This window comes from Nocardia araoensis NBRC 100135 (genome assembly GCF_000308435.1).
GTDB classification, from domain to species: domain Bacteria; phylum Actinomycetota; class Actinomycetes; order Mycobacteriales; family Mycobacteriaceae; genus Nocardia; species Nocardia araoensis.
On the sequence record NZ_BAFR01000344.1, the window covers coordinates 1 to 26,368 of the forward strand.

Consider the following 26,368-nt stretch of genomic DNA (forward strand, 5'->3'; position numbering starts at 1 on the left):
TTTGAGACAATCAACCAGACCGCACTCGCGGCCTGAACCCATCAACCCCGCGAGTCAACCAAAGCCGGGGCAGTCCCAGTTGCTCGGGCGAGCCAGACCAACACGCAGTCGGCCAGCACCCACCTCGGACGCCATCGCAAACGCGTGCACGTGGGCGGTGGCGTTGTCCGCGCACCAGATCAGTCCCCATTCGATCGGCTCGGCATCGATGATCGGGATGAAGGTGATCTCGGGTCGGGCGTAGTACCTCGCTGCGCTCGCGCCGACCGGCAGGGCGCCGTGGCCGGCACCGATCAGTACCAGCAACTCCTGAAACGTCGAAACCGACAAACCGTGCGGGTACCCTTGCCTGGACGAGGCGGTACGGGGAGCACGATCCTCACGCAGCGATTCGGGCATGGTCTCGGGCAACCGCAGGATGGTGATCAAGCCTAGCTCGGCGGTCGATATCGCGTTTCGCTGCGCGAAGTGATGCTGAGAAGACACCGCAAGCATGCGCGGCTCGCTGATCAGAGGCGCCCCGGCAACAATGCCCTCTTCCCTTACCGGGAAAGCGCACAACAACATATCCAACTTGCCCTCGCGAAGCCATGGCAGGGCTTCGGCCAGCTGTGCTTCATGAAGCTGGACGACACAGCCGGGCTGGTCGGCTTGAAACTCCTTCATCACCGAGGCAAGGAACACGCCACCAGCGGCATGTATGAAGCCGACGTGCAGGGTTCCGGTCACACCACGACCGGCTTGAACTGTCTTATGAAAAGCGCTGAGGATCTCAATCCACGCGGGCCGAAGATTATGCTCGAATTGCTGCCCGATCTGCGTTAATTCCACGCGCCGACTGGTGCGTACGAACAAGTCCGCGCCGACGCGGCGCTCCAGTTTCTTGATCGTCTGGCTGATACGGGTGGTAGTCACATGTAACCGCTTCGCGGTACGACCGAAATGCAGCTCTTCCGCCAGAGCCAAAAAAGTCTCCACCTCATAACGTTCCAACAACTCGCACCTCTGGCTGTTTAGCCCACATTCGAGTGACAACCCGCGCCGGGCAAATTCATCTTTGTGAATCACGTCTCAAGCTCAGATATCGCGCGGATCGCAATGCCGTCAGACCGGCACGGCTGCAGTGAACAGCGTGTTCCCCCTCGCGCCGCTTCGGTCAATCACTGATCGAAGTGATGGTGCGATCCGGATTCGATTGAGCTCAAGCGGATTGGCAAACTGCTATAGGCGGCCGCTTGGCCAGAATGAACCAGCCATAAACCGCAGCAGGTATCTCGGTGATTTCTGCTCGACCAATTGCTGTCGCGTGCGATCGCGGTGCTGGCCTGCGGCAGCTGGCGCGGCACTTTCCGGGCTGTAGCATTCTGTCGACTGTATGGTCATTCGTGTGCCGGCGTGCTGGTGTCAGCCGATCTTGCGATCGCCGCATTCTGGGCGCCGAACAGCTCTCGCCAATCGGCCGGCCAATTCGCTCCGGCTACGATCATCACGATAATCAAGAAAAGCGATGCCATCAGACTCTCATTGAATGGGGCGTGCTTGACAATCAGGTTCGTAACGGCACCCGTGAGGACTAGAACGAGCGTTCCTGCAGCCCAGAAACGGGTGCGTCGGCTTGGAATCACGAGAAGCAGAGCACAGATCAGCTCGATGCCGCCGACGACGAATCGGAACCCATGAGGCCAGCCGAGTTCTACGAACTTGACCTCGTACGCCGGTGTGAACTTGGGTACGGCGGCGGCCAGTAGAAAGATGGCCAAGGCCGAGTATCGGAGCATCTGAGATTTCCGCCCGACATTAGTTGATTTCATATTCGTTCTCTCCTTGGTAATCCAATAATGATTGTGTTGTCGATCCGCGATCTTAAAAGGCGGACCGATAGAGGCATTCTTACGCATCGTCTACAATAGGCGTCTCCATCATTCCGAGGCCCGTGATCTCCATGCGGACCACATCGCCGTCGGTCAAAAACACTGGAGGATCCTGGAATGCTCCGCATCCTGTAGTTGTCCCGGTCAGGATGATGTCACCTGGGGACAGCTCGATCACTTTGCTGATATCTTCGATGAGATGCGGGATATCGACAATCATTTCGTCACTCTTGCCGTCTTGCCGTAGCTCGCCGTTCACCCAGCACCGCAGGCGGAGGCGGTGCGGGTCGGGAACCTCGTCTTTCGTCGCGATCCACGGGCCCAGAGGCGCCCCGGTTGGAATTCCTTTGGCTCGAGTCATTTGCGCAAACATGGGGCTCAAATGGACGTCTTTGAAGGCCAAATCTCGTGCTGTCACATCATTAGCGATGGCATATCCGGCGACATGCCCATACGCCGAGTCGGCTGCTATGTTTCGACCGCCTCGGCCTATGACGACTCCGATTTCTGTCTCGTAATCCAGTTGATCGGATTCCCGGGGTTTGAGAAGTGGATCGTTGGGACCTATCACCGTGTTGGAAGGCTTGAATATGATGATCGGCTCACTCGGGGAAGGTGCATTCTTTCGGCCGAAAGCTTCGTCGACATGTGACTGATAGTTGCCTCCGGCAACAATTATCTTGCCTGGCTTGGTCACCGGCGGTCCGAGCCGGACGTCCGACGTGTCGATCCACGGAACCCTGATCGTATCCAGTGCCTCTTCGATATATGGCTGCAAGATGTCGAGAAATGCTAGAAGTGTATTCGTTTCGAGCTGGACGCGACCGAGAGAAGGAAATACCGCGTCGAGGGGTGCGATGCCGCAGTCCGGAACGAAGATCCCTGGGCGCTCCGAATTGCGATGGCCATAACTTACAATCTTCATTGCATTCTTTCTGTGGTGGATATTATGGATCAGGGATTTTTGCGATCTCTACCTGGTTCCGGTCGGGCCTTCGCGAAGTCTTCGTTGACCTCGCTGGACACTTCCTTGTGCCTGTGCCGTGCCGACATGTATTCAGGTCATCTAGTGATGAGATATTGTTGGCCGGATCCCATAGCCCCTTCCGGAAGTGGACCGGATTCGCGGAATCCTTCGTTGCTTCCACTCGGCACCCCCGTTGTGCCTTGTCGGTCAAATTTGAAATCGTCTGAGGTCTACGCGGTCTCATTCGAAATACTCCATTCCGATTCGACCTGTGTAGCCGATCCCATCGAGGGCGTCGACTATTTTTCGAAAATCGACCGTGCCGGTTCCGGGTCTACCGCGACCCGGCGAATCCGCGACCTGAACATGGCGGATCAGATCGCGATTGTCGGCGATGGCTTCGGTCGCGCTCAATCCAGATCTGGCGAGGTGATAGGTGTCGATTAACAGCCCGACGTTCGGTGTGCTCACGCGTGCGTTGACCGTGCGGATCAACTCTTGGGCGGTATGGAGCGATGTGATTCGATAGCGGGGATATTCGCGCGGGTTCAGCATCTCGACCACCACCTTCCCGCCATGCGATGCCACCCGCTCCGCTATATTCGCGAGCCGGTCGAGTGCGCGATCATCGCAATCGCATCTTCCGGCGTCGGAGTTCCCCCACGGAACATTGACGAGCTGGCATCCAGTAGCGCTCATGATATCTGTCAACGCCAAAAGTGATTCTTTGATCCGTTGATCCGCTCCGGCAAGAGAGAGCAATCCGCGGTCACCATTTTCATAGTTGCCTGCATCCATATTGATCATCTCCAGTTGGACGCCAGCGCTCATGTGCGCGCGACTGAATTCCCGAATCCGCTGTGGGGTTGGAATTTCTTTGTCGAACGGCCACCAACTCTCGACGTGGGAGTATCCGGCCGCGGATGCAGCGGTAGGACGTTCGAGTATCGGAAGTCGTCGGTATATAGTGGAGGTGTTCGCAGAACACACGTAGGAATAGAGCTTCATCTCAACAGCTCCTCGATGATGCCGGGAAACTGTAGGATGCCGTCGCACCCGGATGCGAGCCAGGCAACTATGCCGTCGGGACGTACCAATGCGGCGGCGTTTTCCGGCAGGACCGACCGACTGCATTCAGCCAATGCAATTCCTTGGGCAGCGGTGGCGCTTTGCCAGTGATCTGGGTCGGGCGTGACCAGCGTAAAGCGGTTTTCCGGGAATGAGAGGACACTGGATGCCCACCGCTCGTCGACCCGTATCGCCGCTTCCGGGAATCGGTGCCCGGTCCGGGCGACGAGCAAGGGATTGCCGCCTTCAGGACGGACGGCCGCGACAACAGCACCTTTGGTATAGCCGAAGCCGAGGTCTTGATGGAGTGCTTCGACGTGACTGCGTTGCTCTTCGATCAGCAGGTGCAATCGCTCCTTGTCGTCTGCACGGATTGCGTCGCCGACTTGGCGAATGCGCGCGCCGTTTCGCACGCTCCATTCGGCGTTGCTCCAGGCGATGCCTGCTCGTTCCACTTCGTAGGTGTCTAACAACGATTCCCCGGCGCGACCTTGTAGGACATAGGCGAGTTTCCACGCAAGGTTGTGGACATCTTGGATACCGGTGTTCATCCCGAAACCGCCGGTCGGAGGGAACGAGTGTGCCGCGTCCCCTGCCAAAAAGACCCGTCCACGACGCCAGCACTCGGCCACTTGGGCGCTGATCCGCCATACAGCGATGTCGATGACGTGTGGCTGCACGTCGAGCCCAACGGCCTTCGCGATGACAAGTTCAGCGGCTTCTTCATCCAGCGGGTCCGGTCGATGCTCGCCTGGTGACATCACCATGGTGATCCAGCGATGATGGCCGTCGACCGAGGCGACGGAGGCAGGTTGCCCTGCCCTGTCGCCGGTGAAGAACTGAATACATTGACGGTCTCCGACCCATTGCCGCAGATCGCCTTGCCAGTAGATGCTTTGGCCGAACCCCAACACGGGCTGGCCTTCCATGCGGATGCCGAGGGCATGCCGGATCGTGCTGGCAACACCGTCGGCGCCGATCACGTAATCACCGTCGAGCGTCTCACCGTTGGCGCACTGCACTGTTGCATGATGGTCGTGATTCGTGACGTCGGTGACTGTCATTCCTGTTCTGATCTGCACGTTATGGCGCCGCGAAGCGGCGTTGTACAGCACTTCGTGAACTCGGTCTTGGGGGGTTCGGCACGTGGAGGCCGGGCTGAGCCGAGATAGTTCGGCGTCCATCGGAGGTGTTCGTGCGATCTCGTGTCCGATGATCGAGTCGCAGTAGATGAATCGGGTGGCTTCCGGCGGCAATGCGCCGCGGCGAATCTGCTCTGTCAGGCCGAGCTGTGCGAAAAGTTCCATCGTTCGCGTCCGGATACCTCGGGCCTTGGGGTGAGTGCTTGGTTGATGTTCTCGCTCGAGCACAGTGGTGCGGATACCTGCACGGCTGAGGAAGAGAGCGGCTGTCAGGCCGACCGGGCCTCCGCCGACGATGATCACATGTGGCTCACGCATGGCTATTTCCGCTCTTTCGTGCCCGATCATCGGCGGGAGGGGCGATGATGTGCGGGAGACAAGCCGGGTCGCTCTCACCGAGACCGCAGCTGGCGGCGTGTGTGAACAGCGTGCGCGCCGCTTCGAAGATCCGATTGGTCGAATGTGTTTCGCGAAGTTTGTCGGCTACGAGTTGCTGTACCTCGATCAAGCCGTTGATCGTCACGCCTGTGCTGGTGAGGGCCTCGTCGTCGAGCTGCCGTACGGTGCGTTCGAGCATGGTGCTCGCGGCCCAGCCCTGCATCAGTATCGGAGCCGCGATGGAACGAGACAAGCCAGATCTCTCGACCAGTGCAAGCGCCTCGGCTGCGGCGGCCAGGTGGATAGTCACGAGAAGTTGGTTGACGAGCTTGACTGCGAGCCCGTGGGTTACGGTGCCGACGTGTGTGACGTGGGATGTGTAGGCCCGCAGCAGTGCCTGAGCCTGCCGCAACGCCGATTCGTCACCACCGGCCATCGCTGTGAGCTGGCCGCTCGCTGCGCCGGCGGGGCCACCGCTGACCGGGATGGCTAGGAAGCGTGCGCCCCTACTGGATGCTTCGGACTCGATCAGTTCGGCTGTTCTGGGCGCGAAAGTACCATGCTCGATGAAGATTTGGCTGGCTTCGGCGGCGCTGAGCAGTCCGGCTGGACCACGATAAACCAGATCCACCGCATCGGAATCACGCAGGCAGGTCACGACGATCGAGCACCGTTGCGCGACCTCGGCTGGTGTTTCGGCCCAGGACGCACCGGCCTGCTCGACCGAAAACGCGTTGGCACGGGTGCGATTGTGAACGGTGACCGCGTAACCGAGTTCCAGCAAGCGATTCGCGATCGCTGAGCCCATCGCTCCTGTGCCGATTAATCCGATTGACGATTCAATCATGGTCGCCTCGCAGGAAATCGAAATCGCAGCCCTGGTCGGCCTGCAACACATGATGTCGATACAGGTGGTCGTAGCCCCTTGCCTTCTTTCGCAATGATGTCGGCCGACGGGATCGCTGACGCAACTCGCGCTCATCGACGAGCAGATCGAGTCTTAGTCCGTCCACATCGAGCGCGATCAGATCACCGTCGCGGACTAGCGCGAGGGGTCCGCCCGCTTCCGATTCGGGAGAGACATGGAGAACCACCGTGCCGGTCGCTGTCCCGCTCATTCTCGCGTCGGATATCCGCACCATGTCGGTGACCCCTTTGTCGAGCAGCCGGGTAGGAATCGGGAGATGGCCCACTTCAGGCATGCCCGGGCCGCCCAGGGGTCCCGCTCCACGCAGGACGAGTACCGAGTCGGCCTCGATCAGCAGGTCCGGGTCGTCGATTCGAGCGCGCAGGTCTTCGACACCGTCGAAGACAACAGCGGGCCCGACGTGGCGGTACAATCCTGGCGTGGCCGCGCTCGCTTTCAACAGGGCACCTCGTGGTGCGAGCGAACCGGTCAAGACGGCGAGCGTTCCAGGCGCTCCCTTCGGGTCGTCCAGCGATGTCAAGCAGTTCGACGACTCGCTCATCGGACGTGCGGAGTGGCGCCAGGGTCGGCCGTTGCCGGCCAAGGCGGACAGATCCTGTAGCGGCGCCATCACGCCCATTAGTGCCGGCACCCCACCGTCGGCTTGGAGATCGTGGAGAAACATCCGTCCCGATGGCTTGACATCAGCCAGGAATGGAGTCTCGGCGCTGAGCCGCCGCATGTCTTCGATGTCGATTCCGAGACCGAGGCGGCCCGCGATCGCCTGCAGGTGTAGCACTGCATTCGTTGAGCCGCCCACTGCGCAGATCACGCGGAATGCGTTCTCGAGCGCGGCGGTGGTGATGAATTGGGTTGGTGTGATTCCACTTTCAACATGGGCGACTGCGTGCGCGCCGGTTGCCTCGGCGATTGTCGCGCGCGCCGGGGAATCGGCCGGGAGCAGGGCGCTGCCGGGTAGCGACATACCGAGCACTTCGGCCACGACAGCCATGGTTATCGCCGTGCCCATGACGTTGCAGGTCCCGACGCCGCAGCTGAGGCATGCTTCCAATTCGGCCCAGGACGTGTCGTTGAGTTCCCCGGTGCGACGCTTGTCGAGCAGTGGCCACAGGTCGTCGATGCTCATGTCCGCGCCAGCCCATCGAGACAACGGTCGCGGACCGGCGGCTAGGCCGATGGCGGGCTTGTCGGCGCTTACTGCGCCCATGATCTGAGCCGGAAGGGTTTTGTCGCAGCCTCCGAGGAGAACGACGCCATCAATGGGGCTGGAGGAGATCATCTCCTCCGTGTCCATAGCAAGTAGATTGCGAAGATACATGGACGACGGACGGGTGAACGCCTCGCCGAGAGAGATCGTAGGAAACTCCAGCGGTATGCCCCCCGCCGCGATCACACCACGTTTGACGTGAGCAGCGATGTCACGTAATCCGCCGTTACAAGGGTTGAGCTCACTCCAGGTATTGGCGATACCGATGACAGGACGGTCACCGATCAGCTCGCTCGGTACGCCTGCGCCGCGCAACAGACCCCGTGTTATGAGGGCGTCGGCTCCGTCGCCGGTCATCAATTCACCCCCGGCGCGCTGAATCCCTTCCTGGGACATGTGAACTACCGTCCTAAAACTTTACTCGTGAGATGTTGCGCGATTTCCACTGTTGTCAAGGACAGCCAGTATCGCTCACAGCCGAAAGAGCATGAGCGAATTTGCGCTGTCTCTGAACATGCGGGGTCGAGTGTTTGCCTTCATTTCTCGTACACCATGTCCTACTTTGACAGATAGGATTCAGTTGATTCCCGGCCGCCTTTGCTTCGGGCGGCCGTCCACAGGCATCGGAAACTTGACGTAGGTCTCGGTGGCCGATGCGGGGTGTGCGTCGATCGGGATGTGGCCCGACAGTCTGGCGTCCGCGCGGCCGAGCGCACAGTCGGGATGTCGAGGACGAACTCCCCATTTGGGTATGCCCGTATACTACCGCGATATTGAGTTTGAGTCAAACTCAATATCGCAGCACATGGGCCTGTGTGATTGCCGTGACCTGGTTAGACACGAGTCGGGGTAGGAGCCAGGTTTGCGGTACTGATCGGTTGCCTCCCTCGCCGACCCGGTGGGTCGCCGGGTCGGCGAGGGGGCTATTCACGCCGACGCGGAGACCCATCTAGATCGGGTACCGTAATGGACGCGTCGGGAGCCGCTTGCGCCAGTGCGTCGATCTCATCGAGGGTCTTGTTGAACATCTGGACCAGCACCTCGATAAGGGCTTCTCGATCGAGAATCGCCGGTTGCGCGAGCCAGCGTGCGATCATTTCATCGATATACGCGAGCCAGCCTTGAATCAGTAACTGGGTCACCGGTCCGCAATCGTCGATCTTCGCTAATTCGAGTAGATACAGGGCTCCATCCCACCGCACCTCATCGAAGACTTCATGGATGCTGGGATCTAGCCCAAGGCTCCCTCGTACCGGGCCCAGTAAATAGGCGTGCTTCTCGAAATACTCGATATGCTGGTGGAGCAGGCGGCGGACCGCCTCATCGCACGGAAGACTGTCGGGGACCGCATGAATAGTTTTCATCTCTTCGGCGATCGACCGCACAACCGCGATATACAGGCCGCGCTTGTTCTTGAAGTAATGAAATGGCAGTCCGTGAGCCACGCCTGCAGTGTCGGCGATGTCGCTGATCAGTACTTCGTCGTAGGGGAGACGACCGAACGCTTCTCGGCCGGCCGCTACTACGCGATCCCGTCGTGTCGGCGGCTTGGCTTGGGGGGCAGGCATATGACCACGATAGCTTTTCGATGTCGAATCCCTGCGTGTCAGGCTGAGTTGAGTCCACCGGTTCACAGCCAATCGGCCTGACGCAGGGCGAGGGACGGATCGATATTTCATGACCAGTACGAGAGCCTCTAGGGTCACCGACGACAATGGGCGGATGGGTTCACAGGGTCCGCGTGGTGAGGAGCCGAAGCGGCGGCGCGCGTTCAGCGCCGCGGACAAGCTCGCGCATCTGGAGGCATATGAGCGCGCGGTCGAGCACGGCGAGGGCGGCGGGTATCTGCGCCGGGAGGGCTTGTATTCGTCGTTGATCAGCGAGTGGCGCAAGCAGCGCGACGCGGGGCTGCTGGCCGGGAAGAAGCCGGGCGAGAAGATCGGGAAACCCACCACCGAGCAGGCCGAGATCGCGCGGCTGCGCCGGGAGAACGAGCGGTTGAACAAGCGCCTGTCGACCACCGAAACCGCCTTGGACATCATGGGAAAAGCACACGCGCTCTTGCAGACTCTGTCCGAGAGCGCGGATTCCGACGAGCAGCGCAAGAAACGCTGACAGCAGCGTATGCCGCGCTGACCGGCGGTGGTGTGGCCACCAGGGTGGCCGCGGTGTTGACCGGGCTGGTGCGTTCCACCGCGATGCGCCGCCGTCGGGCCGCGATGGCGCCCACGCCGCCCGTGTCGCCGGCACGGGCGAGTGTTCCGGTCAACAAGCTGACCGCGCTGGAGCGGCGCCGAATCCTGGAGGTCCTCAACAGTTCTCGGTTCGTCGACCTGGCGCCGTTGCAGATCTATGCCCAACTGCTCGACGAGGGCACCTACCTGTGTTCGGTGTCCACAATGTATCGAGTATTGCGGGAGAACAAGCAGGTCAGTGAGCGTCGCCGCCTGGCGCGGCATCCGGCGAAGGTGTGTCCGGAGCTGGTCGCGTCCGCGCCCCGGCAGGTGTATTCGTGGGACATCACCAAGCTCGCCGGCCCGGTGAAGGGCCAGTATTTCGACGCCTAAATGATGATCGACATCTACTCCCGCTACATTGTCGGCGTTCATGTCCATACTCACGAATCCGGTGTCCGGCAACGGAATTGATGAAAGAGATCTTCGGTGTTCACGGCATCCCGCAGGTCGTGCATGCCGATCGGGGCACGTCGATGACGTCCAAGACCGTCGCCACGCTGCTGGCCGATCTCGAGGTCACCCGGTCGCATTCGCGGCCACGGGTGTCCAATGACAACCCTTTTTCGGAGGCGCTGTTCAAGACTCTGAAAATACGGTTCGGAGTTCCCTGAACGCTTCGGATCGCTCACCGAGGCAAGACAATTCATGGATTCCTTTGCCCACTGGTACAACCACGAACATCGCCACACCGGCATCGGCCTGCATACCCCCGCCGATGTCCACTACGGACTCGCAGCAGACAGGGCAGCCGACCGGCGAGCGGTCCTCGCCGCCGCTCGCGCGCGGCATCCTCACCGCTTCGCCGCCACGACACCACCCAAGATCCTCGCGCTACCCGACACCGTCTGGATCAACCAACCCGCCAGGGAGACCGATACGACAGCCGCATAACACACCCGATGGTCTCATTCAGCTTGAAAAATTCCGAATCGCGGCGACCGATCTCATCGTCCCAGGATGGCATCGATTGCTGCTATGAGTTCTTTCTCGACATCGTGTGGACGCGACCTCCACCGTGCACCGACATGGCCATCGGGTCGGACGAGGACACCACCGCCCTCGTCCAACTCGTAGAGATCGCGCCAGTAGCCTGGTGCGACGTCATCGAGCAGACATTCCGGATCCATTGTCGGAAGCCCGGCGGAGTCCACGAAATACGCTTCGAGCGCCAGGCCGGTACGTGCTTGGGCCGATCGGACGGCCGCTGTCCACGCTGACCGTTCCCCGGCGGCGAGGACGGTCCATCGACCTGTGACGAGGTCGATGGTCGACAGCCGTCGTCCTCCGCTGCTGCGTAGACGCGCGTGCGGGGCTCGCGCACCCGGGCGTGCCGACATGTGGTACTCGGTGATTGTCGAGTGCCGGATCGGGGTGCCGTCGTCTACTACAGCGGCACTGGCATACTGGTGACCGAATTGCTGTCCGAGAGAGTGGAATTCCTCTCGCAATTCGGAGATTCCGGCCGCGGCGGCGGACCGGAGCGCGCCGCCCTCCGGAGCGGCCAGTAAGGCCAGCGTGTCCGGGTTGGTCAGCGCCGCCGCAGCTTGTTGCTGGCGGCCGGCGTTGAGCATGGACTGCTCTGCATTGAAGGTCGCTACCGGACGACGCTCGAGGTCGTATGTGTCGAGCAGTGAGTCCCCTGCACGATCGGTGCACACATGAGCGAGCTTCCAGGCCAGGTTGTGGGCGTCCTGGATCCCGCTGTTCATCCCGAACCCGCCCATCGGTGGAAATGAGTGGGCCGCGTCACCGACAAGGAAGAGCGGCCCGCGCCGAAAGCATTCGGCGACGCCCATGTCGATGGTCCATGCACCAATGCTCCGAATCCGGGGCTGAAGGGCAGATGCTCCCACCGCGGTACGGATGAGGTTGGTGCAGCGCTCCGCTGTGTAGTCTTGGAGATCTTCGTCAGCGGTCATCTCTACGCTGTACACCCAGCGTTCGGCACCATCGAGTGCGATGAAGATGCCTTGTGTCGCGACGTGATGAATGAACCAGAGTATGAATGGCCGCGATCGCGACCAGGGCCGTAAGTCCGCGTCGAACCAGATGTTGACGCGCCGACCCAGTGGCGTCGATCGTTCCATTCCGATGCCGGCCAGCTGCCTCAAAGTGCTCGAGGCGCCGTCTGCGGCCACAACGTATCGGGCCTGGATGGTTTCGTGTTCGCCGCTGAACGTGGACACCTCCAGTACGGCTCCGTCTACGTCGGGGCGGTAACCCGTAACTTTTGTTCCGAAGTTCACTTGGACAGTGGGTTGAGCAAGCACGGCTGTGAGCAGTCGCTGTTCGACGAGGTCCTGCGCGCAGCTGCACAGTCGCTCTGGCGAGTATTGCTCGGCGGTCTCATCGTCGATGTAGTCCAGAGCCGCGAATTCGTCGGCAGACATCGCTGTTGTCCAACCGAAGGATGTCGCCAGCTCGGGTGCGAGCCCGTCCGCGCGGACCTGTGGTCCGATGCCCCACGAGCGAAACAGCTCCATCGTCCGCGCGTTGACCACGTGCGCCCTGGGCTGGTCGGACAACTCGGTACGTACCTCGAGCACCTGAACTGTGATCCCTGCTCGTCCGAGTTCGAGGGCACACGATAGTCCCACCGGGCCGGCACCAACGACGACTACTTGGGGTCGGCGGCTTGCAACTGATGATTCGTTCACTACTGGACTCCGTGGTCAGTGGGAGTGATGTTGAGATTGCGATGGAAGAGGTTGGCGGGGTCGTAGCGTCGTTTGACCTCTCGCAGCTGGGGCATCGCGGCGCCGTATGTCGGAGCTGCTGTGTCCAGTTGGTCTTCGGTCGCGAAGCCGGGAACGACCGGGCTCGGGCGATCGGTTGCGGTCCAGGGCAGTTCGATCGATGCAAGCCAGTCGTGATGTCGATCCGCGGCGGCGCCCAACTTTGTGGACAACGCCATTGCGTTGCAAAAGAAGGCAGCATCGCGTCCGGCAGCTGAACTGGGTCGGGCGGGCACAGCGAATGCGCCCCCGAGTGGAGCGATTTCGAGGATCGAGTTTCCTGGTGGTATCAGCCGACCGGCCTCCTGGAATTGCTCGACCGCTGTGGGCGTCACCGAGTCGAGCCAGCCGGAACGTGTCCGGACAGCGAAGCGCTCGTACGGGAAGTGTTGATCGCTCACTTGTCTCAGTTGTTGCGGGGTCGGCTGGATTGCCATTCGTTGCGTCGCGGGAGGCAGGGTGCTCAGCGGACCGAGGACGCGGTCTATGTCCTGGGACGTACCGCAGTAGATCGTGTTCACGACCAGGGAAGGCGTTTGACCGGCGACCGGTGCATCCGGGTGCGACTCGTTCATGAACATTGCGATGACGGTCAGATCGTCCGGCAGCTGCGGACCCCACTCCACGAGCCCGGACACGACCTCGGCGGCGTCATCGAGGGTGTAGCGAGACTGGATCACAGTGAGGCGGGGTGCGGGCACTGCCTGGAACGTGGCCTCGACGACAATTCCGAAGTTCCCACCGCCGCCCCGCAAGGCCCACATCAGTTCCGGGGTCTTGTCGTCGTCGGCCTCGATCACATCACCGTTCGCGGTCACGATACGAGCCGCGATCAGCGAGTCGCATAGAAAGCCGGACTTGCGAAGTGTGTGTCCGATGCCTCCCCACAGCGCGGCTCCGATAACTGATGGCCCGCTCGGAACCGGCAGGCTCAACCAAAGCCCAGCCGTATCGAGGGCCGCAGCTAGTTGACCTGCGCGTACTCCTGGGCCGACGCGGACCTGGGCTGAGGCGGGGTCGATGTCGATGGATGACAATCGCGCGAGTGCAACGATGATTCCGTCCGCGACTGTGCCCAGACCGCCTACCGAGTAGCCTCCGCCGCGCACCGCGACGGGGACTTCGAGGTCGGCAGCGTGTCGCACTGCCGCTTGCACCGATGCCTGAGAGGTGCACTCCACGTAGGCGATGGGTTCGACGCTGTCGAGGAGCAGATTCGCAACCGACTTCGTCGTCTCGAAGTCCGGGTCGCCGGATGTGAGGACTGTCTCGCCTGTCGTTCGCAGACTGGTGACGAGATGTTCGACCGTGTGGCCAGCCAAGTCAACCTCCTGTGTTGTGTGGGTCACACGCTACGTATTTTTGAGTGAAAGTCAATTTCCGTGTTGACTTTCACTCAAACCCACGGTTGGCTATCACCATCAGACCCATAGGTCCGCTTCATGTGGACTCCTGAACACAGTGGGACCGGTGCGCGAATGCCCCCTTCTTCAGCCGTCGATGTAGACGTACTCGTCATCGGTGCTGGGCCTGTCGGCCTCAGCACAGCCCTCCAGCTCGGTCGGGCCGGTATCAAGACTCTTGTGGTCGACCGACATGCGGAACTAGCGCACCATCCGAAGGCGGTGGGAATCCACGCCCGCACTATGGAGATCTTCCGCCAATGGGGTATCGCGGACCGGATCCGTGGGGTGAGTCTTCCGCTCGAGCGGTGTCTCGGGTTCGCCTGGCTGACCAGGATGAACGGCATCGAACTCGGTAAGATCATGCTGGCCGAGGATGCGGAGCGCATCGCCTCCTATGCCGCGCAGTGCCCCGAGCTGCCCTGTTTCGCTCCGCAGGACTATGTGGAGCCGATTCTGCGCAAGGCCGCGCTCGAGTATCCTTCGGTCGAGATTCGCATGTCGACCGAAGTCACCGATGTTACGCAAGACGCCGATCGCGTCACAGTTTCGTTCGGCGACCAGACTCGCGCAGTGCGGGCTGGCTACGTTGTCGCCGCTGATGGGGCGCGCAGCTTTGTGCGCGGCGCTCTCGGCTTCGGGGAAACTGCGAGCCGTCCGCACGGCGAATCCGTGAACGTTTACTTCCGGGCTGATCTCGACGAGGTGGTTGCCGGCCGTCCATACCTGCTGTGGTGGGTGGTCAACCGAGACATCCAGGGTGCCTTCTGGCCGACCACCACCGATGGGCGGTGGATCTTCAACTTCGAGCGAGATCCGGAAAAGCCTGACGGCTACTTCGATGAAGCACTGTGCACACAGTTGATTCGATCCGGCACCGGAGTGGCGGATTTGCAGGTGGAAATCCTGAGCATCCTGCGATGGAAGCATGAGCAGGCTGTCGCGGACCGGTGGCGGATCGGGCGAGTACTACTTGTCGGCGACGCGGCGCACCGATTCCCCCCGCATGGTGGTTTCGGGATGAACAGCGGAATCCAGGACGCCGTTAACCTCGGCTGGAAACTTGCATCGGTCGTCCTCGGTCGCGCCGACGACGCTCTGCTCGACACCTACCCAGCAGAACGGAAACCAATCGCGCAATACAACGCCGAACAGACTGCTATCAACACCGCCAGGATGGCCGAAACTGGATGGCTCATGTCCGACACCACCACGATCGACACCATCGAAGAGCCAACGGGTGAGCTCGTGAGGCAAGCCATCGCGGATGCGATACCTAAACAGCGCGAACAGTTCTACTCCCAAGGCCAGCAATTCGGTCACATCTACTCCAGCGCCGCAGTCATAGATGATGAGACTCCACAGCCGCGCTCCACTGTCTCGACGTACGTGCCAACAACCCATCCCGGAGCACGGTTCCCGCACCTATGGGTCACTGATCGGGTCGGGGAAACAGTATCGACCATCGACCTTGTCGGCCGAGATTTCGTCTTGTTCGCCGGAGCGCAAGGGCAGCAATGGATATTGGCAGCCAAGAAGGCCGCGGCCGCCCACGGCGTCGACATCGCCTGCTACTTGATCGGGGTGCATCCAGATCTCGACCTGCGCGTCAACCCCGAGGATCTAGAGATTCTCGAGATCGACCGCGACGGGGCCGTCCTCGTCCGACCAGATGCCCATGTCGGTTACCGCGCAAAGAGGTCCGTGCCGAGTGCCGACCCGGTCATGGATGACGTGCTGACGGCACTCCTTTCTCGGAAGTAAGGCAGGTCGCTCGATGACCCTGATTACTACATCGGTACTGCCGCTTCTGCACGGGTATGTCCGGGACGATTTGGTAACAGATCCGAAGAGCTGGGACGAACACATTGCCCGCGTCGCGGCCTCCACCGGATATGATCTGGCCGCAGTATTCCACGAGCCGGCACATGACGACGGAGTCGTTCCGATCGGTTTCCTCGAGCTACTCGACGCGTTGCGTCGAGCCGACGCGCACCTGGTCGCGATTCCCGCTGGACATTTGCGCGGACTAATGGTCCCATCCGACTGTCTAGTCGAAATGTTGCGTTCTCGGGCCACAGCAGAGGTCTGGGAGTTGAAGCAGTGACCTGCAGATACCGGGGACAGCTGATTCGAACCTCGGGCGTGAGACCTCCACAACCGAGGTGCATCGATAAGAGAGGGTTTCGTTGCTCGCTGGTTTGCTGCTCCTCACCCGATGCTCAGGCCAGGAGTGCGCTTCGCCCAAAAGAGTTTACCGTTGGTGACGACCTGGATTGTGTGTGCGGCAGGTACATCTACATCCGGTGGATCCCAAATTTCATGATCGTGAGAACACCGAAATCACGGAAGCTCGCTGCTTTCGGTGGCAAATCAAGCGGAATCTCCGGAGGCACAGTTGACCATCACAGAACCACTGCGCGTACGTCAGTTCGAGAAATTTCTCCCTGCCGCCAGTCCGGTGCAATATCTCGACGTTGAGGGTAATCCGACCGACAGTGACGCCCGCTATCCTCACCCCACTGATGATCGGCTTGTCGCAATGTACCGGAACATGGTGCTCGGCAGGCGCTTCGATCAGCAGTCGACTGCCCTCACGAAGCAAGGCCGACTCGCCGTGTACCCGTCCGCGCGCGGCCAGGAAGCCTGTCAGGTCTCGGCAGCGATGTGTCTTCGAGACACCGACTGGCTGTTTCCGACCTATAGGGACTCCATGGCTCTCGCGACGCGCGGCGTTCCCGCGGCGGAGATTCTCGGCATGCTCGCTGGCGACTGGCACTGTGGCTACGATCCGGTTGCGCATCGCACCGCACCCCAATGCACGCCATTGGCTACGCAACTGCTGCACGCTGCTGGGTTGGCATATGCGGAGCGGCGGCGCGGACGAGACACCGTCGTCCTGGCTCTCTGTGGCGACGGTGCCACGAGTGAGGGCGATTTTCACGAAGCGCTCAACTTTGCCGCAGTCTTCCACGCGCCAGTGGTTTTTCTTGTGCAGAACAACGGTTTCGCGATCAGCGTGCCGCTTGCACGCCAAACTGTGGCCCCGTCGCTGGCGCACAAGGGTGTCGGATACGGCATCGGTTCCGAGCAGGTCGACGGCAACGATCCCGTCGCGATGATGGGTGTCCTGGACGAAGCTGTGTGCTTCGCTCGTGAGGGCAACGGTCCCGTGATCGTGGAAGCTCATACATACCGTCTCGATTCGCATACCAATGCCGACGATGCCTCCCGCTATCGGGACTCCGCCGAGGTCGAAAACTGGCTGGCGCGCGATCCCATTGCTCGGCTGCAGAAATATCTACACCGGGAGAACCTGATCGACGACGACTTCGAAGCGCAACTGAGTGCGGAGGCAGAAACTCAGGCCGCCGCACTGCGCGCCGATATGAACGTCGAACGAACTACCGATCCAACCGAACTGTTTCGCTATGTATTCGCCGAACCGACACCGCAGTTACGCGAGCAACTGGCGGATGTCGAGGCCGAGTTGGCAGCCGAGTCCGAGGAGATTGACCGATGACCATGCTCTCTATGGCTCAGGCTCTGAATTTGGCACTCCGGGACGCATTGACCGCGGATGACAACGTCGTCGTTTTCGGCGAGGATGTCGGAACCCTTGGCGGCGTGTTTCGTGTCACGGACGGGCTGACGAAAGATTTCGGCGAAGCCCGTTGCTTCGATACGCCACTGGCCGAGTCGGGCATTGTCGGTTTTGCAGTGGGTATGGCGATGGCCGGATTTCGCCCAGTGGTCGAGATGCAATTCGACGCGTTCGCTTATCCAGCCTTCGAACAGGTGGTATCACACGTTGCGAAGATTCGAAATCGCACGAGAGGCAAGCTGTCGGTGCCCATGGTCATTCGGATTCCGTATGCCGGCGGCATCGGCGGTGTCGAGCACCACTGTGACTCGAGTGAGGCGTATTACGCGCATACCCCGGGATTGAAGGTTGTGGCTCCGGCTAACGTCGCCGACGCCTATTCGCTACTTCGCGCGGCCATCGATGACCCCGATCCGGTGATCTTCCTCGAGCCCAAGCGACTGTACTTCTCCCGGGCGGACGTGGAACCGATCGCAGAGGGGCGTCTGGGCGGCGCCGCTGTTCGCCGCAGCGGTGGCGATGTCACCGTGGTGGCATACGGTCCGTCAGTGGACGTGGCATTGGAGGCCGCCGAGGCCGCAGCTTCGGAAGGACGCGACCTCGAAGTCATCGACCTCCGTTGCATTGTGCCCCTCGACGACCAAACCATCACCGACTCGGTTCGAAAGACCGGCCGGTGTATTGTGATTCACGAGGCACAGACCTTCGCCGGTGTAGGTGCCGAGATCGCCGCACGGGTACAGGAACGATGCTTCCATTATCTCGAGGCACCGGTACTTCGAGTGGGTGGATTCGACATCCCCTACCCTGCACCGAAGCTCGAGCGAATTCACCTGCCCAGCGTCGACCGCATTCTCGACAGTATCGATCGGTTGCAATGGAATGACGGGCCCGACACCCGTTGGGCGGTGAGCGCATGAACGACCAGGTCTTCCGGCTGCCCGATCTTGGCGAAGGCCTGACCGAAGCCGACATTCTTCAGTGGTGCGTCGCGGTGGGTGACACCGTGATTATCGACCAGGTTGTTGCCGAAGTCGAGACAGCAAAAGCGGCGGTAGAGGTGCCGGTGCCCTTCGAAGGCACGGTTGTCGAACTCCATGGAAATGTGGGGGACACGCTCGAGGTCGGCAGTCCTTTGATTACCGTTCGCGGCGTCGATTCGGCCGGCGGACCCGACACCGGGACATCGGTGGCGCACGAGAGGTATCGAGAAGAAGAACGGGCTGGGTCGGGTAACGTCCTCATCGGCTACGGCACCGGTCACGCCACTCCGCGCTGTCGAAGGCGCGTTAATCAGAGCAGCTCTCCTGCACCGGTTCCGCTTGATTCCAAGGATCCCGCCGGCTCTGTGCAGTCTCGGCAGCGGCCCGATTCGCACTCGGATCTGGGAGAAATCGCAGCCTCACCGCCGAAGGTCATCTCTCCGTTGGTGCGCGCCATTGGACTCCGCAAAGGCCTCGACCTGAGCGCGATCAATGGCAGCGGGCCCGGTGGGATCATCATCCGTGCCGACGTCGAGCGAGCCCAACCGTCGACCCTGCGAATGAGCTCGGACACGTGTGAAGCCCAGGCAGAACGCGTACCCCTCAGGGGAGTTCGGAAAGCCGTCGCCGAAAAGCTCAGCGTCAGCCGTCGCGAAATCCCCGATGCCACGACATGGGTGGACGTCGACGCAAGCGAGCTAGTGGAGGGTCGACGCATAATCAATGCCGCGCTCCCAAACGACCTACAGGTCAGCCTTCTTGCGCTGCTCAGCCGTCTGGCACTGGTCGCCCTCTCGAATTACCCGGAGCTCAACGCTTCCATCGATACCGAACGCAGTGAGATTATTCGGCATCGACATGTGAATCTTGGTGTGGCAGTGCAGGCGTCACGAGGCCTACTGGTTCCAGTGGTGGAAGCCGCGGATCGTCTCAGCACTGTCGAGTTGGCTCAGCAGCTACGCGATACAGTGGCGACGGCTCGGGAAGGCAAACTTCCGCCGAGCCGGTTGCGTGGGGGAACTTTCACGCTCAACAACTACGGTGTGTTCGGCGTGGACGGATCGACGCCGATCATCAACCACCCGGAAGCGGCAATCCTCGGCGTCGGCCGGATCATTGACCGCCCATGGGTCGTGGACGGTCGGGTTGTGGTCCGCAAGCTGACGCAGATTTCGCTGACCTTCGACCACAGAATCTGTGACGGTGGCGTTGCGGGGGGCTTTCTTCGCCTATTCGGCGACTATATCGAAAATCCCGTCGCGGTCCTTGGGAGGCTGTGAATGAACGCTACCGAAAGTGACGTGGTGATTCTCGGCGGCGGGTCGGGTGGCTACGCGTGTGCGCTGCGAGCTGCCCAGCTCGGATTGTCGGTGACCCTCATCGAGGCCGACAAGATCGGCGGAGCCTGCCTGCACCGCGGTTGCGTTCCGACCAAGGCCCTGCTGCGCGCTGCGGAGGTGGCCGAGACCACGCAGTCTGCCGCATCGTTCGGCGTTCGAGCCGCATACAGCGGGATCGACATTGCCGAAGTGCATAGATACAAGAACAGCATCGTGCAGCGCCTGCACACGGGATTACACGGTCTCCTCACACGCAAGAACATTACGATCGTCAACGGACTCGGCACTTATGTCGGCGAACGTACCGTGGTCGTGGAAAACATGCCCTATACCGGTAAAGCAGTGGTGCTCGCGACAGGTTCGACTCCACGCCTCCTCGAAGGGCTCAAGCTCAGCACGCGTGTCGTGACCAGCGATCAGGCTTTGGAATTGAACTTCGTCCCACAGTCGGCGATCGTATTGGGTGGTGGCGTGATCGGCGTCGAATTCGCCAGTCTCTGGCGTTCTTTCGGCGCTGAGGTAACAATTGTCGAGGCCCTCCCCCGCCTGTTGGCGGCTGAGGATTTCTGGAGCTCCAAGCAACTCGAAAAGGCGTTGCACGCTCGTGGCGTCGCAGTCCGCGTCGAAACCCGTATCTCGGCGGCAAAGCAGGTCGGTGAACAGGTAATTGTGGACCTTGCCGATGGGGGCACATTGGTTGGTGACCTACTGCTGGTCGCAGTCGGCCGTGTCCCGAACATCAGTGGGTTCGCCAACACAGAGATCACGATAGAGAACGGCTGCATCGTCACCGATGGACACCTGCGCACCACCGCTCCCGATGTCTACGCCGTTGGCGATCTCGTTGCAGGAGCCCAGCTCGCTCACCGCGGGTTTCAACATGGCCTCTACGTTGCCGAGCGCATCGCCGGCCTGGAACCGATTCCTGTCCCCGATCATCTGATCCCAAAAGTTGTGTATTCGCACCCAGAGGTCGCCTCAGTTGGGCTCACCGAGGAGCAGGCCCGGGCGCGCCACCATGAAATAGCCACGGCAACATATGATCTCGCGGGCAATGCGAAGAGCCAGATCCTCAAGACTTCCGGAGGCGTCAAGGTCGTACGTGCTGGAACGGCCGGACCTGTAGTCGGCGTCCACATGGTCGGCGATCGCATCGGCGAATCCATCGGCGAAGCGCAACTGACGGTCGCCTGGGAAGCGCTTCCCGCCGACGTCGCAACCTTTGTGCACGCACATCCCACGCAGAACGAATCTCTCGGAGAAGTCATGCTGTCACTGGCCGGTCGGTCGTTGCACATCCACCGGTGATCGCAGAGCCCTCGCATCGAGCGATGCCTCTGGTGGCAATCACCCCGAAAGCCAACTTCTATCTCAAAGGCTCCCCGCCAGCATTGCCGAACAGTGCCAGCATGACAAGCTGACGACAAGCAAGTTACATAGGAGAGTTATGGAGATCGACGTCCGGACACCCGAAAACACCGCCATCATCCTCATCGACTACGTCAGCGGGTTTGCTCCCCTGATCGCCTCTCAGACCATCGCCGAGAACACCGCCGGCGGACGCGCCTTGGCGCAGACAGCCAAAGCCTTCGAGGTCCCGTTGATCGTCTCCGTCGGTCCCGAAAGAGACCCCCGTGGGGTGCTCTATCCCGAGATCGCTGAGGTCCTCGCGGGCGGCCCACCACAGCATCGAGGCTTGACCTTCGATGCCTTCGAGGACGAAGAATTCGCCACCGCTGTGCATGCAACCGGGCGTAGACATCTGGTTGTCGCCGGACTCATGACAGATGGATGCATCACGCACACCGTTATGAGCGCATTGCGACGCGGACACGAAGTATCCATTGTGGCAGATGCCACAGCCAGCACGAGCCTGACAGCGCACGAGACGGCTATGGCACGCTTCGGTCAACTGGGGGTTACCCCGCGCACGTGGATGTCGCTTGCCTCAGAATTTCAGAAATCGTACGCAAACACCGAGACCCTTTCGGCCTACCGCGAAATCCAAGCCAACCTCCCTGGCTACGCAATGCTCAACGCCACCCTGGGCAACGCCCGCAAGATCGCGACTGTCTGAAGTTCCGGTGATGGAGGTGCCTGGGGACCATCAAGATCCCGCTTGTCCTGCTCGCCGGGCTGTCGCATGCGACGGGAGCGACAGCCGAGAATCCATCCGCGTGACGCTCCGCTGGCCGGGGGCTCCTTACTCCCGGCCGGAGCAGGTGTTGTCGTGCGCGGCTGATGACGTAGGCGGCGCGGTCACTGCTGCTTTCGCAGTGCCATGTGCTGGCGGTGGAGTCGGCCACGCCGAGGAGGTCGGCCAGCATCTTCCCGACTGTGGAGGCTCATGCGGGGGCTGCGCGGCAATGTCCGCCGCTTCGCCCGCGCCGCCTCACCGGTCCGGCGTCGTGGTCGGCGCATTGCACCACTCGCTGCCGCTGCCCGTCGGCTCCTGTCACGGTCACTGGCCGCAGCCTGGCCGACCGGAGCGCACGCACCTGCCGCAGCAATACATCGGCTGCGGCGACCGCTTCGGCTCCGGCCGGGACCGCGAGCTTGTCGTCCTCAAGTTCGGTGGCATCGTCGCGCCGTATCGCATCACGCCGTCGATCTCGACTTCCCGGCCGCAACCACGATCCCGTCCGAATCTGTGTGGCGCGTTCGTCGCCGCTGCGCAACTCTTCGGGGTACTTGTGGGTGGACACCCTCTTCGCCCGCGATGCGGCGGGCGCGCCACCGACGGCGTGCACTGTAGTTCTTGGGCATGTCTCGTCCGATTCCGGCACAGGCACCCACGCCAACCCGAACCTGCTACGTCATAACATGCCGAGAAAGGGAATCGAGCTACCGCGGGTCCGGCGGAAGCATCGCCGGTTCACGCGTGCGCGAAGGCACCCTCGATGGCCTCGGGTTTGCACGAGCCCGCGGCCGCGTCGACCGCCGACCAGCCGCCCTGACCGAGTTGCAGGCACTCATGGCCCGAGGGATCTACAACGGACTCGACCACCACGGCAATCGCGATACACCGTCACCCAGATCGCCGACACCTCCAGGGGCCGTCTCGCAAAAACCTATTTACCGCCAACTCGCCACAACCTGACGCCCGGACCCGTCCACAATAGCGGCTACTGCAAGTCCGCCCAACCTCGGCGAAAGCTGGAGAACCCTGCACCGGAAACTGAACATCAGTGCTGGTAAAGCCATTGTCGTTGTTTTTCGCGCGATTACTAACGGCACCCCAAATGCGACGCCAAAGAGATCTCACAAGAATAGCTCGAATAGCAGTGGACGCAGGAAATGTCCGGAATTTTGGGGTGGATGTGATCCCGAAAGGTGCTGAAGTAGCTGCGGCTGCTTCGGCGAGGAAGGATCACGTTCAACGAACACAACCCGGCTGCTGGTGGCGGGTTGGATATCCGGATTGCGCAGGAGTCGGTGGAGCAGGTCCGCAGCGAGGGACTGTCGCTGACCGGGGCCGATGGTTTGCTGAGGGCGGTGACTCGCGGGTCATAGAGGCCGCTCTGGACGCGGAGATGACCGAGCATCTCGGATACGCCAAAAGGCGATCGTGCGGTTGCGGCCAAAAATCGGGGGTCGGCGATCATCGCAACGGCACCAGCCGCAAGACCGTGTATACCGATATCGGGTAGGTCACCGCGGACGTAGCCCGAGCACGTCGCGGGCACCGTCGAGGCCGAGACCGACGGCCATGTGAACCGGGCGCGAGGCGACCTGACCGTCGCGGATCCGACTCGCGTGGCAGCACCGAAGAAATACCCGGACGAGTTGAAGGCTCGAGCGGTCCGCTTGTATCTGGAATCGGAACCCGAAGCCGACGATCCGCAAGCTCGCCCAGCAGTTAGGGGTCCATCACGAGGCCTTGCGGAACTGGATCCGACAAGCCGACACCGGTCAGCGACCGGAGCCGGAGGCGTCCGATTTGGCCGAGGAGAACAAGCGGCTGCGTAAGCAGGTCGCCGAGTTGGAGCGGGTCAACGACATTCTGCGTTCTGCGAGTGCGTATTTCGCTTCGGAGCTCGGCCAGACCCGGAGGTGATCGTGCGGTTCGTCAAGGACAGCCAGCACCCGGTCGAGCTCGTATTGCGGGTACTCGGTATCGCCTCGTCGACCTATTACTGGTGGTGCAAACGCCTGCAACATCCCTCGGCGCGGCAGGTCGCGGACGAGGCGTTGCTTGCCGAGATCGTCGATATCCATACCAGCTCCGGCGGCACTTATGGCTCTCCTCGGGTGCATGCGATGCTGGCCCGCCGCGGCATCTCCGTCGGCCGCAAACGGGTGGAGCGGGTGATGCGTGGCGCCGGGTTGCAGGGCGCGTTCCTGCGGAAACGGTGGCGCATCGCCTCGACACGAACCGATCCACGGGCGGCGCCGGCACCGGATCTGGTCGAGCGGGTCTTCTCCGCGGACCGGCCGAACCGGTTGTGGGTGGCCGACGCGACCAGGATCCCGTGCGGTCAGGGCGCGTTCTGGCTGGCAGCGGTGCGGGACGCATTCTCCAACCGGATCGTGGGCTGGAAAACCTCGGACCGCTGCGACACCGAGCTTGTGCTCGGAGCGCTGGAGTTCGCGGTTTGGAGCCGTGACATCCGCGACGGCGAGTTGATACACCACAGCGATAGGGGCTCGACCTACACGGCGATTCGGTTCGCTAACCGATTGGCAGACAACGGGATCGCGCAATCGATGGGATCGGTCGGCGACAGCTATGACAATGCGTTGATGGAGAACTTCTTCTCCACGTTGAAGACAGAACTGGTCTATCGCCAGACCTGGCGGACCCGGGACGAGGCCGAGAACGCCCTGTTCGCCTATGTCGATGGCTGGTACAACAGCCAGCGCATCCAGAAGAAGCTGGGCTGGCGATCACCCGCCGAGTTCGAAGCCAGCTACCATCACCCGGTTCCGGCTGGAACCTGATAACCCCGCCCTCCAACAATGCGGGGGAACCTCACGTCTTGGTGAACGGTTTGAGATGTTCGTTGCGAGTACTGGACCGCAAGGTTCGCTCGCGCCGGCTGACCACCGCTCCCGGACAAGGCATCGAGACCGAGGAGCTCTTCCATGAGATCCGCGTGGATCTTGACACATCCTGCACTTGCCGCTTTAATGCTGAGGCGACGCTGGACCTCATCCTGAGGGAACCCGTTCTCGTTACCGATGCTGCCTTCTCTGTCGGGTTGCGATGGGTCGGTTTGTGTGTATATCAAATCGAGTCCCCGTGGCCGCGCGAGGTCAGGCCAGGTGAGAGCAGGTGCACATCAGGAAGAAAAGCGCAATCTCGGAGCGGTGGTCGGGGCCGGAACATACCGCGCTATTCGACTGGGAGCTCGACAACGCGAGGTCGCTGCCGGAGGTGGCGGCGGCGATTGTCGTAGTCAGTGAGCAGCTCGATCATGCACATAACGTCGGCTGGCGTTTGGAGTCGCCGATGCGCGATGGGCGACTTCATGCGCGGCGACTGTCGCGGCGGGAGCGGGGTCGTGCAGCGCAATCACCGGAAATCTCGTCGGCCGGTGTTCCCCCACAGTTGCGGTGGCGGATCAGAGTCATTGATGAAGCCGGCGAGGGCGACACGCCACAGCTCGAGTTCGATTCGGCGCCGGCTACGCCCTGGCTAGCCGTTCGTGATGGTGAACTCCGTCATATCGCCGGCCCCCCACTCGATGACACAGTTCTCGCAATTGTGCGAGAGCAATTCAGCATTGGTGACGCCGGAGCTCGGCGGTGGGCTGTAGCTGCGGCTAGAGTCGGACCGTCACACGATCTCGTCGGCGAAGGAAGCCTGCTACGTACTCACGCACTCACCACCGACGGAGTGCTGGTCCGCACAGAGGAAATCCTCGGCTATCGCCATGCTGCCGACGGTGCCGCGACCTTGCCCGATGCCGCAGCGGCATATCGACGACTAGCTGCAGCCGCATCTGCGATGTCGCTTGCTGGCGGTCGGCTCACCAGGATCGACGACGGATTCGTTGTTGTCACCTACGGTATTCACTAATCGACTGTGCGGCTGCAGTTTTCACATACTCACGCAGTCTGTTCACCGTATCTATATGACTTGCTGACCAATCACACCACGGAGTGCTCCTACATGCATGTTCTCGCAATTTCCGGATCGCTGCGATCGGACTCGTTCAACACGCAACTGCTCTATGCGCTACAGCAGTGTGCACCTGAAGGAATGGACATCGAGGTCTTTGGCGGGCTGGCGGACCTTCCCCCTTACAATCAGGACTTGGACGTCCCCGCAGTGCCTGAAGGGCATGCCCCCGCAGGCGGTTCTCCAGTGGCGGGAAGCAATAGCCGCAGCCGACGGTCTCGTCATTTCTACGCCAGAATACAATGGATCGATCCCCGGTGTGCTCAAGAACGCCATCGACTGGGCGTCTCGCCCCGTCAGCAACTCAGCGCTGCTTGGAAAATGCGTCGTTACCATGGCTGCTACACCTGCTCGCGGTCTGGGGCGTAACGCACTGGCCGA

The 26,368-nt window shown here is 61.4% G+C and carries 21 protein-coding genes and 2 pseudogenes; 12 read left to right on the forward strand and 11 right to left on the reverse strand.

Going from position 1 to position 26,368, the window contains the following annotated elements:
• Positions 1–54: 54 nt before the first annotated feature.
• From ON21_RS32835 to ON21_RS32870, 8 genes are all read right to left on the reverse strand, one after another.
• Positions 55–993: a LysR family transcriptional regulator gene (locus ON21_RS32835; protein WP_218004189.1), complete on the reverse strand. Its 939-nt coding sequence runs from the start codon at positions 991–993 to the stop codon at positions 55–57.
• Positions 994–1,379: 386 nt separating this feature from the next.
• Positions 1,380–1,811: a DoxX family protein gene (locus ON21_RS32840; protein ID WP_218004190.1), complete on the reverse strand. Its 432-nt coding sequence runs from the start codon at positions 1,809–1,811 to the stop codon at positions 1,380–1,382.
• A 79-nt stretch (positions 1,812–1,890) separates the two neighbouring features.
• A complete protein-coding gene (locus ON21_RS36625) occupies positions 1,891–2,796 on the reverse strand; it encodes a fumarylacetoacetate hydrolase family protein (RefSeq protein ID WP_039804598.1) in 906 nt (301 codons plus the stop codon).
• A gap of 282 nt (positions 2,797–3,078) precedes the next feature.
• A complete protein-coding gene (locus ON21_RS37700) occupies positions 3,079–3,846 on the reverse strand; it encodes a TIM barrel protein (RefSeq protein WP_157171134.1) in 768 nt (255 codons plus the stop codon).
• On the reverse strand, positions 3,843–5,396 hold the full coding sequence (locus ON21_RS36340) for an FAD-dependent oxidoreductase (RefSeq protein ID WP_083881045.1): 1,554 nt from the start codon (positions 5,394–5,396) through the stop codon (positions 3,843–3,845). The genes ON21_RS37700 and ON21_RS36340 overlap by 4 nt, the downstream gene beginning before the upstream one ends.
• Positions 5,359–6,324 (reverse strand): NAD(P)-dependent oxidoreductase, encoded by a 966-nt coding sequence (locus ON21_RS36345; protein ID WP_083881046.1) that lies wholly within the window; start codon positions 6,322–6,324, stop codon positions 5,359–5,361. Before ON21_RS36345 ends, ON21_RS36340 begins: the two co-directional genes overlap by 38 nt.
• Positions 6,266–7,957, reverse strand: coding sequence for a dihydroxy-acid dehydratase (locus ON21_RS32865; RefSeq protein ID WP_039804599.1), 1,692 nt, complete (start codon positions 7,955–7,957; stop codon positions 6,266–6,268). Before ON21_RS32865 ends, ON21_RS36345 begins: the two co-directional genes overlap by 59 nt.
• A 527-nt stretch (positions 7,958–8,484) precedes the next feature.
• Complete coding sequence (locus tag ON21_RS32870; RefSeq protein ID WP_039804600.1) at positions 8,485–9,129, reverse strand: TetR/AcrR family transcriptional regulator; 645 nt, start codon at positions 9,127–9,129, stop codon at positions 8,485–8,487.
• A 154-nt stretch (positions 9,130–9,283) separates the two neighbouring features.
• Between ON21_RS32870 and ON21_RS32880 the strand changes: the two are divergent.
• Positions 9,284–10,689, forward strand: a pseudogene (locus ON21_RS32880) (IS3 family transposase).
• Positions 10,690–10,742: 53 nt separating this feature from the next.
• On the opposite strand, the gene ON21_RS32885 reads toward ON21_RS32880, so the two are convergent.
• Both ON21_RS32885 and ON21_RS37705 read right to left on the reverse strand, forming a co-directional pair.
• A complete protein-coding gene (locus ON21_RS32885) occupies positions 10,743–12,455 on the reverse strand; it encodes an FAD-dependent monooxygenase (protein ID WP_083881048.1) in 1,713 nt (570 codons plus the stop codon).
• Positions 12,455–13,855, reverse strand: coding sequence for an FAD-binding oxidoreductase (locus tag ON21_RS37705; protein ID WP_157171136.1), 1,401 nt, complete (start codon positions 13,853–13,855; stop codon positions 12,455–12,457). Before ON21_RS37705 ends, ON21_RS32885 begins: the two co-directional genes overlap by 1 nt.
• 156 nt (positions 13,856–14,011) lie before the next feature.
• Here ON21_RS37705 and ON21_RS32895 point away from each other — a divergent pair, with 156 nt between their 5' ends.
• The 6 genes from ON21_RS32895 (at position 14,012) to ON21_RS32925 (ending at position 21,940) form a co-directional block, all read left to right on the forward strand.
• Positions 14,012–15,700: an FAD-dependent oxidoreductase gene (locus tag ON21_RS32895; protein ID WP_083881050.1), complete on the forward strand. Its 1,689-nt coding sequence runs from the start codon at positions 14,012–14,014 to the stop codon at positions 15,698–15,700.
• A 634-nt stretch (positions 15,701–16,334) separates the two neighbouring features.
• A complete protein-coding gene (gene pdhA, locus ON21_RS32905; protein ID WP_039804612.1) occupies positions 16,335–17,459 on the forward strand; it encodes a pyruvate dehydrogenase (acetyl-transferring) E1 component subunit alpha in 1,125 nt (374 codons plus the stop codon).
• Entirely contained in the window at positions 17,456–18,460 is a 1,005-nt protein-coding gene (locus ON21_RS32910; RefSeq protein WP_039804614.1) for an alpha-ketoacid dehydrogenase subunit beta, read from the forward strand. Before pdhA ends, ON21_RS32910 begins: the two co-directional genes overlap by 4 nt.
• Entirely contained in the window at positions 18,457–19,803 is a 1,347-nt protein-coding gene (locus ON21_RS32915; protein ID WP_039804616.1) for a dihydrolipoamide acetyltransferase family protein, read from the forward strand. The genes ON21_RS32910 and ON21_RS32915 overlap by 4 nt, the downstream gene beginning before the upstream one ends.
• Positions 19,804–21,171 (forward strand): dihydrolipoyl dehydrogenase, encoded by a 1,368-nt coding sequence (gene lpdA / locus ON21_RS32920; RefSeq protein WP_039804618.1) that lies wholly within the window; start codon positions 19,804–19,806, stop codon positions 21,169–21,171. It abuts the gene before it with no gap.
• 139 nt (positions 21,172–21,310) lie between these two features.
• Positions 21,311–21,940, forward strand: coding sequence for an isochorismatase family protein (locus ON21_RS32925; RefSeq protein WP_051021624.1), 630 nt, complete (start codon positions 21,311–21,313; stop codon positions 21,938–21,940).
• Between the two features lie 798 nt (positions 21,941–22,738).
• On the opposite strand, the gene ON21_RS40715 is transcribed toward ON21_RS32925, so the two are convergent.
• Entirely contained in the window at positions 22,739–22,873 is a 135-nt protein-coding gene (locus ON21_RS40715; RefSeq protein WP_281032729.1) for a hypothetical protein, read from the reverse strand.
• An 870-nt stretch (positions 22,874–23,743) separates the two neighbouring features.
• Here ON21_RS40715 and ON21_RS41175 point away from each other — a divergent pair.
• From ON21_RS41175 to ON21_RS41185, 5 genes and pseudogenes are all read left to right on the forward strand, one after another.
• The gene (locus ON21_RS41175; protein WP_373281173.1) at positions 23,744–23,920 is read left to right on the forward strand and encodes a hypothetical protein; all 177 of its coding nucleotides are present in this window, start codon (positions 23,744–23,746) and stop codon (positions 23,918–23,920) included.
• A 2-nt stretch (positions 23,921–23,922) separates the two neighbouring features.
• Positions 23,923–24,804 (forward strand): IS3 family transposase, encoded by an 882-nt coding sequence (locus ON21_RS32940; protein ID WP_039804634.1) that lies wholly within the window; start codon positions 23,923–23,925, stop codon positions 24,802–24,804.
• 334 nt (positions 24,805–25,138) lie between these two features.
• Positions 25,139–25,885, forward strand: coding sequence for a hypothetical protein (locus tag ON21_RS39075; RefSeq protein ID WP_157171138.1), 747 nt, complete (start codon positions 25,139–25,141; stop codon positions 25,883–25,885).
• A gap of 93 nt (positions 25,886–25,978) precedes the next feature.
• Positions 25,979–26,032: pseudogene (locus tag ON21_RS41180) on the forward strand (hypothetical protein); the annotation flags it as partial.
• A 7-nt stretch (positions 26,033–26,039) separates the two neighbouring features.
• Positions 26,040–26,368: NAD(P)H-dependent oxidoreductase (locus tag ON21_RS41185; RefSeq protein ID WP_218004192.1), on the forward strand; the 329-nt coding region annotated here is incomplete at its 3' end.